At 58.7% G+C, this 14,831-nt stretch carries 7 protein-coding genes; 1 reads left to right on the forward strand and 6 read right to left on the reverse strand.

Annotated elements, in window-relative coordinates; genetic code table 11:
* Nucleotides 1-522 precede the first annotated feature (522 nt).
* From IHV25_RS10090 to IHV25_RS10110, 5 genes are read right to left on the reverse strand one after another with little or no spacing between them, the layout of a single operon-like run.
* Entirely contained in the window at nucleotides 523-2,325 is a 1,803-nt protein-coding gene (locus IHV25_RS10090) for an AIPR family protein (RefSeq protein WP_192535004.1), read from the reverse strand.
* A 1-nt stretch (nucleotide 2,326) separates the two neighbouring features.
* Nucleotides 2,327-3,337 (reverse strand): PD-(D/E)XK motif protein, encoded by a 1,011-nt coding sequence (locus IHV25_RS10095; RefSeq protein WP_192535005.1) that lies wholly within the window; start codon nucleotides 3,335-3,337, stop codon nucleotides 2,327-2,329.
* Entirely contained in the window at nucleotides 3,321-6,194 is a 2,874-nt protein-coding gene (locus tag IHV25_RS10100; protein WP_192535006.1) for a Z1 domain-containing protein, read from the reverse strand. Before IHV25_RS10100 ends, IHV25_RS10095 begins: the two co-directional genes overlap by 17 nt.
* Nucleotides 6,191-7,654, reverse strand: a complete 1,464-nt coding sequence (locus tag IHV25_RS10105; RefSeq protein WP_197975034.1) for an ATP-binding protein — start codon at nucleotides 7,652-7,654, stop codon at nucleotides 6,191-6,193. Before IHV25_RS10105 ends, IHV25_RS10100 begins: the two co-directional genes overlap by 4 nt.
* A 38-nt stretch (nucleotides 7,655-7,692) precedes the next feature.
* Nucleotides 7,693-9,384, reverse strand: coding sequence for a sigma-70 family RNA polymerase sigma factor (locus tag IHV25_RS10110; RefSeq protein ID WP_192535007.1), 1,692 nt, complete (start codon nucleotides 9,382-9,384; stop codon nucleotides 7,693-7,695).
* A 978-nt stretch (nucleotides 9,385-10,362) separates the two neighbouring features.
* Between IHV25_RS10110 and IHV25_RS10115 the strand changes: the two genes are divergently transcribed.
* The gene (locus IHV25_RS10115) at nucleotides 10,363-12,090 is read left to right on the forward strand and encodes a methyl-accepting chemotaxis protein (RefSeq protein ID WP_192535008.1); all 1,728 of its coding nucleotides are present in this window, start codon (nucleotides 10,363-10,365) and stop codon (nucleotides 12,088-12,090) included.
* 504 nt (nucleotides 12,091-12,594) lie between these two features.
* On the opposite strand, the gene IHV25_RS10120 is transcribed toward IHV25_RS10115, so the two are convergent.
* The gene (locus tag IHV25_RS10120) at nucleotides 12,595-14,778 is read right to left on the reverse strand and encodes a heavy metal translocating P-type ATPase (RefSeq protein WP_192535009.1); all 2,184 of its coding nucleotides are present in this window, start codon (nucleotides 14,776-14,778) and stop codon (nucleotides 12,595-12,597) included.
* Between the last annotated feature and the right edge of the window lie 53 nt (nucleotides 14,779-14,831).

Consider the following 14,831-nt stretch of genomic DNA (forward strand, 5'->3'; position numbering starts at 1 on the left):
GCCCCCACGGATCACAATCCGGGGGGCTTTTTACTATGCACAAAAACCAAGCCACCCCCCAAGCCACACGGGCCAAGCCGCAAAAGGCCGGGAGGACAGCGCACCACCGCTCCCGGCGAAAAAAAAGCGGGGACGTCGGTGCTCTCCCCGGTCCGCCCCGAGGTGAGACCGGGAGACACACCAGAGCGGGGTGCATCCCGTACAAGGGCGGCAAACCTCGAGGCCCTAAAAGGCGCGCTCCACGTCTCAGCACCCCCAAAGCCAACCGCACAGGGCACTGCTCATGCGGACAGGGCACCAGCACAGGCGCAAGGGCGCGCCAAACCAGGCGCATCTCACCCCACTCAACGTTCTGTGTCCGACGCTGGCACCGCCCCATCCACGGACCACGGGCTGGTGCTCCGGGACCGGAGCACAACGCGCCAACACTCCCAGAACGAAAAACCGCCTAAACGAGGCCCGAGCGGCGTACGGCGTCTCACTCCGTCCCGCACCGGCACAGAGGCGGGCAATGGCCAAAGGCTAGTCCCGGATTTCCGGGATTAAAGGGGAATAAGGTGGGTAGTTCGCGGCTCTGACTGTGGCCCACGTGGTTGCCCGCTTAGCGACCTCCGAGATCTGTTGGCCTGGGGCAATCCTGTTGAATTCAGCGTTGACGGTCACGGCCCAGTCCCACAGCATGTCACGCAGGCCGGTTGAAATGCCCTGGCTCCTCCAGATCTGGTCGAGATCCAGACGATCCCCCAAACGGTCGGAAACTACCGATACAACATAAGTCGCAATATTAACCCAGCCCTGCCGGAACACTTCCTTTGCGTCTGTGGTTTTTATCATCGCCTCGATGGTTTTGAAGAGAATAACCTTTGCAATCATAGAGCGATACCAGCGGGTGTCGAGTGGGTTTGGAACAATAGACGGGTTTTCGTCCAGCGCTGTCATAAATGCCGCAAAATTTTTCTCACCTGCCATCGCGACCTGGTTTGGCCTGCAGCGCCATGCTTCATGATATTTCGCGATGTCATTTTTAGTCACTTTTTGTCTCGGCGGTATCATTTCTTTAAGGCGCCGCCTCTTCGAGGGTGTAGTCCCCTCTCTGAGAAGCATAACATTGTAGGCGCCGGCCGACCGTTCGTAAAACCATCGCGTCGTCCCGTTAGGGCACCACGTCTCGTTTGCAAGCTTCTCAAGCTGCCGATGGAACGGGCGGTTTGCTGAAAGGTCAGAGATCTTTACGGCGTTCTGGCTGTTCGCATAACGGGACACATTGCTGATGAGCCTCTCACGCGCCTCATCCTGGAATTCTTTTAGGATGATGATCTTCGCTGGTACCATGACATGACTTAGATCGACAGTGGGATCGTTACGAGAGGAAAAGTAGATTGTGGAGGTTGTCTGGCCGCCGTTCACGATTTGCAGGCCCTTAAGAAAGGACAGTCCCAGGTCACCGTCCGCAGTTCGCTCAAACGTAGCTGCGTCGCATACAATGACCAATCCATTGTTAAAGGCCATAAAGTGCTCGGGTTCCTTGCGTAGCGTTTCAACGATGCCTTTATTAACCGCACGTTTGGTTCCTAGAAAGGTGCGGATATTCGCCTCGAGCAGAGTTGTGCCGTAGCGGATATAGAGGTCTCGGATCAGCTTTCCTGGAATGGCGGTTAGGGCGTACTCGTAGTCTGCATCAGGGTCTGGCACGTGGATGCAAGGAAGGGCACGGCCGATGGAGTGAACGAAGTTCACAAGCAGCTCGTCTCGCGGCTTGCCCTCGGTGTGTCGGAGCAGCCTCTCGATATCCATGACTTCGACGGCGACCATCTTCCCGTGAACCTCCGTGGCGGAGAAGCGCTTGGTCTTTGTCTTGCCATCAGTGATCACGAATACTCGAAGACGGTCGATATCGCTCCAGCGAGAACGGATGATACCGGCCAGGGCCCTAATAGGGTGGGTCGGCTCAATTTTAGTTTCCAGGTCGCTTTGAGCAGCAGATAAAAGAAAACGAATGCCTTCGCGAGCCGTTGCCGTGGCTTCGGAGTCTCTGAGATCGTTTAGTTCTTCGGATCCGAAATAGTGGGTCACAAATAGATCGAGCGCGGCTTCATCGGAGCTGAGCGCATAGCCCGTAATGCGAAGGTTCGCTTTCCCGACCTTTCCGCTCCAGTGGCATACTGTTGGCGCGTCGCAGATCCCAGTCTCTGCGAGATGCTCCATAACCAATTCGGCAAAGACAAGTTCGTCTGAAGGAAACGGGCCCTCTCCGGCCTCTATTCGTTCAGTGATTATGGTCTGCAAGTCGCTACGAAAGTTATGGTGAAACTCTTCAAGGGTCATGTCAATCCAGTCCAAACTCTTGGGTCAATTCTGACAGTCCGACTGCGGGCACTGAGAGAGCGTCCACGTCCAGGACATATTGAGCTGAACGAATGGCAAGCGGGAGCGAGGCTCTTGTTAGGCGGGGCATGTTGTCGTCTACGCGAAATACTCTTGCTTCCTTCAACGCCAGTTTGCGCTCATAGTGGGTGTTATGCTCATCAAGGTAGCCCATCAGCGTAAGAAGTGCATCAAACCGAGTTTGAGCGCCAGCCCGTCCGAAACTCTGTCTCAGTTGTGAGACAAGATCTGCAAGCGAAATACCATTTTTGTTTTCTTCAAAACGGAGTGCCGCAAGAAAGATGGGGGTCCAAGCACCATCCAGCTGTTCGATGCTGCTAATCTGTGCAAGAAATTGACCGGTTTGCATTGTGCTCTTTACCTCTATAGCCCCCCCCTGCTTAATTCGGAAGTCCTGTGCCGCGTGTAAGTTTGTCTGCCAGCAATCCAAGGCCTCAATACCGAGGGAGGTGTCCAGAAAATGCCTGAGCAGCCAGAGCTCGCCGAACAGACCTATTATTTCAGCGGATGAGAGTGGGTGGCGCGCGCGGGCCATAAATAACTGCCACTCTTTAAGTCGCGTGAGAAAGGCATCCATAACGGTCCGGTTTGCCCCGGAGGGCGCTGAGAGCTCGATAGTTCTCAGGATATCCACGACCATGCTTGTGAAAATATCGAGTGAGCCTTCAGATCGTCTGACGAGAGCAATAGCCGTTCTGCCCGCGAATTCGGTCTGACTGGCAATATGGGACACATCGAAACCTTTTCCGTCAGGAAGCTTTTCTGGGTTAACTGCACGTGATCCGGGGAAGGAAAGAATCAATGACTCTCGTCCGAGTGGGAGTTCGCAGCCTGCCATGATCGAGACGGAAGAAATATCGGTAAGATGTAAAAAACGCCAACCGTCAGAAGCTTCAATTTTTGAGAGTGCTTTCCAAATTCTGTTGAGCCCCTCTTCAGTCCACCCAGTCATTCAGCCTTCCCCATTCTATACTGTTCGCGACATAGGTCTCGTTGGAAACCGTTTTCTCGGAAGGGCTTGACGGAAAACTGATCGCCCACGCCACGATCGGGTCGGCGTCCCTGAGTTCAGGGATTCCAGAACCATCAGGATCAAGCAGATAGAGCATAAGCAAACCACGCTCCCGACGGGCCTTAATGCCCTTTTCGGGGAGGCCCTTTCCGAGTACGTGCCGGATTTGTGGGCCTCTCGGTTCAGACGGTAGCTCTCTTCCCTCGTTTCTATCGGTGTCCTGGCGCCACGTTTTTTGGCTGAGGTCAAGAGCAGCCTGCCATTCCGGTTCGGTCAGGTCGATAGCCTGATCACGAGGTGAGATTAGCGTTTTGATCGAGTATCGATCCGCATGTTCGGTCGTGCGCCTGCGTTGGAGCATGTTGACTGAAAAACCGCCTACCGCGCGGTGCTTGTCGTCCGGCCCGCTATCCTTCCCGATAAGCGCGATGGTCCATGCGGTTAGTTCGCCATCCTTGTTCATTTCTTCGATGAAATCCGCGATCAGGGCACTCATAATTCGGAAGCTGGCAGGGTGCGTCCTGTAGGCTCTTAAAAACGAGACAACATCGGTGGCCGCGACATTCCGCCACAGGTGGCCGTTCCATTTTTGCCCCTTTGGAATGAAATGCTGATTGTTCAGATCTGTCGATGGGCCCAGCGCGCTGAGGAACCGATCTGTTGCGATAAAGTTCGAAGATATCTCGTTTTTGTGGTTGGAGAAAACGATGGTTTGCAAAAGGTCTCCAGAGTATGTTATTAGCATAGGACGAGCGGATTTCATCTTCGCACGAGAAGTAACTGTGAGTACGGAATGCGATTTTACACGAAGACCAAACTGCTTTGGATTTGCTCCAGCCGCTACCATGTTGTCGAACTCCTGGCGAAGTTCTTCTGATGCGTCAGCAATGTGCCCAAACCACTCCACCATTTCGTGAGATGTGTAGAGGCGGCAGACATCGAGGTAGCCGTCGCGATACCCGAACCATCGCCCCATCTGCATGAGGGTGTCGTACATGCGTGTGGTTCTGAGGAAGTAACTTGTGCAAAGGCCCTCAAGCGTCAGCCCACGGGCCAGTTTATCGCCGCCGATGGCGATTACTTTGAGGCCGGTAGTCTCGTTATCATTGTAGTCGAGCGCATCCTTGGCGGTTCCGTTGATTTCGCGGACACGAATATCGGATAATACGTCGGGGAGGACACCGCGTATGTCCTGCCACGAGAAGTCTTCAAGGGTTTCACCCTCTACCAGGGCGGAACGGATGCTCAGCATTCCTCTTGAAAACGTGTTTTCATACTCGGTTCGCATGAAAGCCTCGAGTTCTTCAAGCTCAATGGCGCGGGTGTAGCGTCCCTTCAGATCCCGTACGTATTCCTCGACCTGGTACAGGACATTTTTCTGCACTGACGTATAGCGGGTTACGTGTACGAGCATTGATGAGTGTTGATTGCCTTGTCCCCGCAGTTTTCTCACGGAACATGCATAGACAAAGGCGCGAATTGATTCAGCGAGAGAGTCCGGAACCTGGCTCTGTCCTTTCCATCGCGGTTGGTAGCCGTTTTTATGCTGTCGCGGCATCCACTCGTGGAACTCGCTGTCTGATAGTGAACGCACCAGCGGCAGGTTTTCAGGCGTGCTTGATGCCGATCCAAAGACCCGTCCCGGTCCAATGTAATTTGAGGGCGCCGCGAGGCTGGTGATGAAGGCTGCGGGGAAGAGGTCTGGTCCGTGCTGCTGTGTTTCTCCACGGCTATGAATGAAGATGTTCGCAAAGGGTGTCGCCGTGTAGCCTACATAAGCTTTCCGAGAGAAATGGTTGAGGATTGACCGAATCAGGCCATTGATCGTCTTGGGTTCATGTTCGAGGTCGGGGTTGCCGAACTCGTCCACCACATCTTCACCGGTGTCGACCGAGCCGTGATCAGACTCATCGTCGATCATCATGAGAGGCAGGTTTGTGACCAGCTTGCGACCTGTTTCCAGATCAACCTGATCGGTGACATGGTTGCGGATCCAGTACAGGAGGCGTTCAAGAACCGTTTTGTTCTTCTTGACAACAAATAGCCATGGCTTCTGTTCGGGGCTGATATTCATTGTGTTTGCTGTGGCGGTATTGAAATCCCCTTTTTCGCCTCGATTTGTTGCAGCGTTAGGGCGGACCGACATGTCCGTGTCGATCTCCCCCACTCCTGCCGCCGGCAGTTCGGCAGCATTCGGGATCGTGGCATAGCCCAGAAAGCCCTCATCCAGACGGATCTGGGTCTGAGCTCTCAGATTGTTGTGCAGGCCGGCAAGCACGATGATGATCTTGTAACCAGCGTCAGCGGCTTTACAGATCAGGCCTGTATAGTTGCTGGTCTTTCCCGATTGGACGTGGCCCACGACTAATCCGCGACGATCCCAATGTCCTTTTCGTTTGGGGTCCTCAAGTTGTGAGAGGATTTCGTCCGTCCCTGCGTCCAGGGCGTCCAGGGCTGTCCAGGGAATGTGCGTCTCCATGTACTGTGAGTAGCGATTCCAATAGGTCCAGCCTTTTTTTCTTTCTGCATCAAGCCAAGGGATATGGTCTTTTTCGCTCGATAATGTGGCGCTTTTGCCCATTGTTCGGCTCGAGCGGCGGATAAGCTCGTTGTGGAGCGAATCGCGCTCGACGACGGCGAACATGTCCTTCGTTAAGGCGTTGCCTGAGAGATCGTCCAGGATCTGGCTGATCATTTCGGGCGTGATGGGTTTCTGCGTGGTCTCCGCTCTATGTTTGAGAAGGGTTTGCGCCATCGAAAGCAGGGATTCGAAGATCTTTGCGTTTGAATTTGTCATTGCGCATCTTTCACTTCAAGAGCTGTTATCAGACGCTGGTGGCGTTCAAATAGGGGTGTTCGGCTGAGTCGTTCGCGTGCCTCGGCGTTGCTTAGCCCTTGGGATATCAGCGCCTCGAACAACGGATATAGGATTTCCATTACTTCGCGGTCTGTCGCTTCCGCGAAACCAGTTCGTGGCACTTCCTTGTCTTCCGCTGTATCCAGCCAGATGCGCTGCACGGGAACTGATTCTTCGACCAGCCGCAGAAGAGCAAGGATGTCGGGCTTGAGCGGACCGGCGCGATTGAGTATTGAAACCACAAGGTCATGGTCGCGAGCGATCCGGTAAGACGTGCCGTGTGCGGACCGCCGTACCTGCCAGGCATCGGCGACTGCGTTCGAGCGTGTGCCTGAGGCCGGCGTTAGGTGTCCCCGGCAGGCGAAGACCTGTCGCGCCTTATGGCGTGTTTCTGTCGCGAGACGATGAAGGTGAGGTCGCAGGCGCACGGGGGGGCTCGCCGTTGATTTCAGGATATTGATCTTCCAGTCGGCGTCTGCGCTGTTCGGAATATCGAGCTGGATACGCGCGAGTCTGTGGGCTTCATCGCGCGGCCATGGCTTGCCGCCGTCGCCGAGGCCAAGCCATCCTCCGGCCAGCAGGAGACGCCTGTTGCGGTAGACATAGAATCCTTCCTGTTGCGTCCATCCACCAGGTCCGGCCGCAGCGTCCTGTTCCGCAGGCTTGAGCATGTCGCGGTGTGGAAGGACGTGGCATTGCACGGTCGCCCCGGTGGATGGGGGTATCCGATACGTGGGGCTTTCTAGGGCCTTTCCGGGGTGCCCGGTGAGGTAAGGATCCCAAGGCTTCAATTCTCTCCCATTGAGAGTGAGGCGAAGCATGGGGGGGTGCCCACTAAGAAACCGATGAAAGGTCATCGCAAGATGTGCCTCCACGCGGTCCGCCAGCTCGATCATGTTCTTGCCCGTGAAGCCATCGGTGACGATGCGATCGAGTTTTTCCCAGAGCACGATGGTGCCGTGGGGCATTTCCTTCAGCGGCTGGAGCAAATGCTCTGATCCCGGGGCTGGCCCCTCGAAGAGTGGCCATTCAGCACGGGCTTCCTGACCGATGAGATCCAGATCCCAGCGCAAACACACTATCGGCCCACCCTTCTTACGACTGGCAACGGTGAGGCGGCGAGCCTGCGAGAAACTGGCTGTTTTCAGACCCAGCCCGAAGCGACCAAGATCAGTTGCGGCGCGCTCGGTTCTTGGATCACATGCGCCGAGGCGCATGCCGGCTTCCAGGGCTGGATCGTCCATGCCGTCGCCATTATCGATAACCCGCACCCGGCTCTCTGGGCCGAGCCATTCAAGACCAATGGCAACTTCGCGGGCATTTGCAGCGATGGAATTGTCGACCAGATCTGCTAGTGCGGTAGCGGGCGCGTAGCCGAGACCTCGAAGGGACTCCAGCATTGCCCCTGCATGAGGAGGCGCGTTCCTTACACCCATCTTCACAAACCCAGCATATTTTGGAGGCGACGTTTGCGCCCGGGATGGGAAAGGCGACTGAGGCCCTTGGCCTCTATCTGACGAACGCGCTCGCGTGTTAGGCCGTAAATCTGACCGATTTCCTCGAGTGTCATTTCAGAATCGCACCCTATGCCAAAGCGCATCCGGATCACATCAGCCTGACGTTTCGGAAGATCGGCCAGGGCGCTTTTCACGACTCTTTCCGTTTCGGTCTGGTCGAAAGGGAACGTGTCCGAGGACTCGGGCAGCAGGTTATCCCATTCGTCAGGGCTTTCTGGGTACAGTGCCTCGCGTGGGATAGAGCGAAATTGTCTGACCTCTTCAATTGACCATCTCAACTCTTCGGCGACTTCGGCGTCGGGTACAGTGCCATCACCACGGATATCCAACTTTTCAAGGGCGCGATCAAGTTCCGAGAACTTCTCGGTCCTATGGACCGGTATGCGGATCGCCGCCCCTTCGTCAGTCCGCCATCGCCTGATGGCTTGCCGCATCCAGTAAGTGGTGTAGATGAGGAAGCGTGAACCGCGCTCGGGATCAAATCGTCTTGCAGAGCGCTGCAGGCCCATGAAGGCAACTTGAAAGATGTCCTCTGGATCCTCGCCCTCCTCCCCATTCCGAACGGCAAAGCGCCTTACGTAAGGCAGGTGCTTGTGGATGAGGTGTTCACTGGCAGCTTCGAATGCCAGTAGTTTACCTTCCAGCTGACTAGCTTCTGGCCAGTACTCTGGACACGCTCCCAGTTTGTGGATTAGCTCCCTGTGAAATCCAAAAGAGAGATCTAATGCCTCAAGCGCAGCTAGTGCTTCTCTTCGCTGTTTTCCGTCCATCACCCTACCTGCTGTAAACCACGATCTCAGGTGATCCGCAGCTGCCAGCACTTCGGATGTTTCTGCATGGTCGGGCCGCGACGGAATAATCGTTCTCAGGGAGACCGAGCGTGAATCCCTCAAATCGTCACGGATTTTATCCATAACGTTCAGGATCGTCTCGACCGCGCCCTCCGAATTCAGAATGCCAAGCTGGAGTCCCTGCTTGGCTCTCGTCATGATTTCCAACAACCTCAGTTCGCTTGATTTGTTTATAGCAAACCGCTCTGTGCCGGGTAGGCACGTTCTGCGTGTTAGGGCTGCCTCGATTGCTTCACAGAGGTCATCGGGAGAGGTGTCTGAGATAGCGTCCCAGAGATAGGCTTCGTGGTCGAGCGGCTCATCAAGATCGAAGCCCGCGGTCTCCAGGTTGCGACGGATATTGACGCGTAGCTCGTCCCAGCTGCCATTCCCTTCGCAATAGGCGACTACACGGTCGATATCGTCGAGAGAACAGTATCCTTTGGCGATAATGTCCTCTGCCCACGCAGAGCAGATATCCGGGGCGATCGATATCCTTGTTCCAGTAGGCAAGACTGCGGGTTTTACGGATCGTCGCCCGCGGTTGCCGACTTGGAGAAAATCGGTCCCGGCATTAAAGTCTGTTGCTGCATCGAGAGACGGGATTATGCCCTCTCCAGCGATTTCTGCAGGTGAAAGGTCGGGATCCCAATCCTCGTCATCTGAGACCACAGGCAACGAACCGACGAGTGCTACGAATGTGCCCGCCGCTGTCTCGGCCGTGCTCTGCTCGAAAAGCACCTCTGCCTCAAACTTCAGCAGGTCGTCGAGTTGGTTCGCCATACCGGTTCGTTTTGCCTCCGATGGTCATGCAAGCTGGCACCGGTTAAAGTGTGTTGGGGGCAGCGCCCAAACGAATTCAAAATAGCAGACCATAAAATTACTCGTCAAGGTTGATTGTTTTTGCGTCTTAGTGTCCCCCCCCCCCGCGCGCAATTCTAGAGGTCCTCCCCCGAAAACAGGCTGAAAATTCGATTTCCCCTTCGGGCTTCAGTAGAGTCGAAAGAGGTTTTTCGGGTTTGAGTGTCTGATTTTTTTGGTATCCATAATGATGTAATTTTTATTTATTGTAATGGTGAGTGTAAGTGTGGTTTTTATAATTATTAATATTTTTATTAAACGTATTTTCTCTATAGGTGCGACTTTTGTGGCCGATTTCTGTCGTAGTGGACTTGTTTGCCGGAGCGGATCCGGCTGCGGGCGCGGACCCCGGGCACGGACATGGCGGCGCCCCGAGGTCGGGCGGAGCGCCCGTGAGGGGCGGAGTGTCGCTCTGCGCCCGAGTCTCCCCGGATATGGCCTTTCGGGGGCTTCGGGGTGTGCCGGGCCGGCGTGTCGGACCGTCGTTCGGGTGAGCCGGGGAGGGCCAGCGTGACGTCGGGCGTCGGGCCTCGCGCCCCGGGCCGAAGCCCATAGAAGGCCCGGCAAATGGCCGGGAAGCACCCGGTTCGTCCGGAAAGCGGACAAGAAAAGCTGCCAGGCCGGGGCGGTATCGTTTCTTGGCGGAACATTGTTTTTATACTCTTGCCGATGAAAAGACTGGCCTTTATTGCCCTATATGCCATAACAAACGATGCACACCAGTGACCTGTCAAAGGGCCCTGGTGATGTGCAGAACGCGACCGGGCACCCATCCGATGAGACGGCCAGGGCATGCACACCTCTTTTGAATCAGTCTTCTACAAGATTTAATCGGTGTCCGTCCGTCCTTGTCCCCACGCCGTGCCCGGCAAGAAATGTGGTTTTACGGGAGGATGGAGCATGAATAAATGGCTCCTTGATCTAAAGGTCACGCACAAGGTTTTTCTTCCTATTGCAGTGATCGTCATAACATTTGTTTCGATTGTCAGTGTCATCATAGTCATGACGCGCTATCAGGAGGAAACGGTCAGCGCCATCGTCGATATTGATGCGCGTGCTGCTATCACGTACGGCGAGATTTCCAGTTCCCTTCATGCTGCCGGCTATGAACTGGTTGCGCTGATGCTGGATGACACGCCGGGTGTCGAGGGGCACGACACCGCTTACCGGAATGCGGCCCAGGCCGTTGAGAACGGCTTCGCCGGGATGGTCGAGTTTCTGGGGCCGACCCACCCCCGTCTTCCCATTGCCCTGAACCTCCAGAAGGACGCCCGTGCCCTCATTGCGGAGATGGACCAGCTTGCCCGACTGACGGGCAACGGTCAGGTGGCCGAGGCGCTGCGGCGCTGGAAGGCGAGCGGGGTCCACGCCAAGAATCGTCTGGAAGACGATATGGCGGTGCGGATCCAGGCCAACCACGAGCTCATGAAGGTCGAGAAGCTTCAGGTCGATGAGGGCTTCAACACAATCCTGTGGGGGATCAGCGGGCTGTCGGTGATCGGGGCCGCGGCGTCCATCGGTGCCCTGTACTTTATCCTGTCCCTGTTTGTGGCCCGGCCTCTGGAGAAGCTCAGCTACGCGGTCGAGCATCTGGCCGAGGACAATGCCGACGTGGAGATCGATGTGGTCGAGCGGGCGGACGAGATCGGATGCATCGGACGGGCGCTGACCCTGTTCCGCGAGAAGATCCAGGAGCAGAAGGCCTTCCAGGAACGGGAGCACCGCCAGATGGAGCTTGCGGAGCAGCAGTCCACCGAGATGACGGCGCTGGTCCAGTCGTTCCGCGAGACCTCCATCGGACTGCTGGAGGCCGTGGGCGAGGCCTACGAGCGCCTGGAGGCCACCGCGAGCCGGATGACCGGCTCCATCCAGAACCTCAGTGAGCAGGCGGTGTCGGTGGCCGCGGCGACGGAAGAGACCACCTCCGGCTTCGAGGCCGTCGCGGGCAGTGCCGAAACCCTGAACACGTCCATTGCGGAAATCGGCCATCAGGTGGTTCTGTCCACGGACCTGTCCCGAACCGTGGTTGAGGAGGCGGAGCACACGAACAGCATGATCCAGGGTCTTGCGGAGACCTCGTCGAAAATCAGCGAGGTCGTGGACCTGATCAAGGACATTGCCTCCCAGACGAACCTCCTTGCCCTGAACGCGACCATCGAGGCGGCCCGGGCGGGCGAGGCCGGAAAGGGCTTCGCCGTCGTGGCCAACGAGGTCAAGAGCCTGGCCAATCAGACGGCCCGGGCGACCGAGGAGGTCAGCGGCCAGATCGACGGCGTCCTGGGCTCGATCCAGGAGGCGGCCGCGGCCATCGCCGGGATCGTGCACCGCATCGCCGAGGTCAGCAGCGTGATCTCCACAATCCGGGCCGCGGTGGACCAGCAGGCCGCCGCCACGGCCGAGATCGTGGGCAGTATCCAGATGGCGGCGGACGGAACCCACATGGTGTCCGCGTCCATCTCCCAGGTGTCGTCTCTCGCGTCCGATACCCTGGAGGCCGCTGGCGATGTCATGGGAAGCAGCACGGACCTTTCGCTCCAGAACGACCGGCTGCGCCACGAGGTGCGCTCTCTTGTGACCACAATGCAGGAGATTATCGAGCGCACGGAGAACGCCCGCGAGACTCTCTAGTCCGCGGTCACACGGGTGCCGGATCCCCGGGCGGGGTCCGGCGCCTGACCGGTTCTGTGGTGGCGGAGGGGCGGCGTCCCCGTGGGGCGCGGCATCCGAGTGGACCTGTCCACCTGTCCGCCTGTCTGTCCCGCCCCGGGCGCGGTGCCATCCGGTCTGTTCTGCCCCGGGCGCGGTACCGTCCGGAGGCCGGGGGATCGCATGGCAAAAGAAGCCGGCGGCAGGGGGCGTCATGGGGTGATCAGTAAGAGGGTGTTCGGCTGGAGCGCCCGGCCGGTACTCCCTTGGACCGCTCTGTTTGGGCGGCGGTGAGCCGGGGCCCCGGGTGTGGAGCCCTTGCCGGTGTGGGATGACGTGAGCGTGTTCGGATGGGGTGCCCCGTCTTTCGGGTGCTCAGGTGCACTGCGCTGGCCCCCGGTCCCGGTGGGCCGATAGTGGCCGGGTGTCCCACGCGCCCGGGCCGGAAAAAGAAACGGGGCCCGCGGGCCCCGTTCCTGTGTGGTGTCAGGGCTCGCCCGAGAGCGAGCGCCCCTGTCGTGCGGCGGCTTCCGCCTCCTCGCGCGCCATGGACTTGCGCACGTCGGCGAGAGCGCCCCTCAGGGCAGCGGGTGACCAGGATCCGCCCGTGAACGCGCGCATCAGGACCGCCAGCGTTGTTCCGTTGTGCAGCAGGGCCGAGAGCACCGGCGGCACGAAGCCGGCAGCCGCACCGGCCAGAAGACCGGAGTTGACCCCCACGGCCATACGGAAGTTGCTGTCGATCAGGTCGATCACGTCCAGGGACAGCTGGCGGCTCTTGAGGACGCCCTCGAGGGAGTCATCCAGAAGCACCAGGTCGGCACTGGCCCGGGCCACGTCGGCTCCGCGGGGCATGGACAGCCCCACGTCCGCGCTCATCAGCGCCGGAGCGTCGTTCACCCCGTCACCCACATAGGCGACGTTGAAGCCCTGCGCACGCAGGCCGTCGATGATGGCGGCCTTGTCCTCGGGCGCCACCTGGGCGTGAACCTCGTCCAGGTGCAGCTCGGCTGCCAGGGCCTGGGCGGTGGCCTCGTTGTCTCCGGTGATCATCACCAGGCGCTTGATGCCGGTGGCCCGCAGACCCTCCAGCACGTCCGCCGCCTCGGGACGCAGACGGTCCTTCAGCGCAATGACCCCGTGGGCAACGCCGTCCACGCCGACGTAGAGCAGGGACTTGCCCCCTTCCGCCACGAGAGACTCGATCACCTTGTTGTGCTTGGTGAAGCTGATGCCCTCGTGTTCTTCCAGGTAGTGGCGCGAGCCGATCCGGACCGACTGGCTGCCCGAGTTGGCGGCCAGACCGTGCCCGATCATGAAGGCCACCTCCTCGTGACCCATGTGGGCCAGTTTCCGGGCACGGGCCGCATCGACGATGGCGCAGGCCACCGGGTGATGCGAGTGCTCGGCGATGGAGGCAACCAGGGCCAGAAGATCCTGCTCGGTCTTGCAGGTTCCGGACAGACACACAACGTCCGTCACCTGAAGCTCGTTGTGCGTCAGGGTGCCGGTCTTGTCGAAGACGACGGTGTCGGCCTCGGCCAGCTTCTCCAGAGCCCGTCCGCCCTTTACCAGGGCGCCGCTGCGGGCGGCCCTCGCCATGGCGGACTTGATGGCCACGGATGTTCCCAGCTTGCTTGAGCAGGCGAAGTCGATCAGCAGCACGGACTCCATGCGCCGGTACGAGCGGGTGGCAAGGAAGACCGCCACGGCCAGCCCCAGGGTGATGGAGACGCGCTTGTCGGCGATCTCGCAGGCCTTCGACTGGGTGACACTTTCCTCGGCCAGCGCGTCCTGAAGGAAGCGCATGATGCGGGCCGTGGTTGTGGCATCCCCGACCCGGTGGGCGACAACGGAGATGTTGCCCTCCACCACCACCGAGCCGGACAGAACCGTATCCCCGGCTTCCTTGGGCTGGGGGATGCTCTCGCCGGTGACGGCGGACTGGTCGATGGTGGCAAGGCCCCGGACGATCTGGCCGTCCATGGGGATCCGCTCGCCGGCCTGGACGCGGACGATCATGCCTTCCTCGAGATCCTCGAAGGGGATCTCGCGGGAGGTGGCTCCGTCCGCCTCCTCGACCCAGACGGTTCCGGTCTGGGGTCGCAGAAGGTCGGCGATCAGGTCGTCACTGGCCCGGCGCGTCGAGCTCTCCACCGTCGAGGCCAGTTGCAGCAGCCACTGGGTCACGTTGGCGGTGAGGTATTCGCCGCGCACGGCGGACAGGCCGACGGCCAGCGCATCGAGAACCTCGGTGCGCACGCCCTCGGTGGCCAGGGTGGCCACCCCCTTGCGCAGCGTGTCCGAAATGTTGGCAAGGGTCAGAAGCATCACGGCCGGGCGTGGCAGGAACAGGGATCCTGCACACACGGCCGCGCCCATGATCAGGGGCGACAGGTCGCTGTCCCGTCCAAGGACAGCAGTGTCACGCACCCGGGGCAGGGTGGAGTTGTCCAGCTCCTCGACGGAGTCCTTCAGGTCCTCCAGCGAAAGCCGGCCCGGATCGTACTGCACGACAACCGACAGGGCGTCGGGGTTGATGCGAACGGAGGACACTCCGTTCAGCGACTCCAGGTAGCCGCGGATGTAGCGGTAGTCCAGTCTGGTGTCCCGAAGTGCGCGCATTCTAAAACGCGCGCGCCCCGGTGACGAGTGTACAAGACGGGTCATGAATGACTATCCCGGCAAAGTGTCAGCTTTTCGAGGGGGGCGTGCCCTCGTCT

The organism is Phaeovibrio sulfidiphilus (assembly GCF_014861485.1).
Classification (GTDB): Bacteria; Pseudomonadota; Alphaproteobacteria; order Rhodospirillales; family Rhodospirillaceae; genus Phaeovibrio; species Phaeovibrio sulfidiphilus.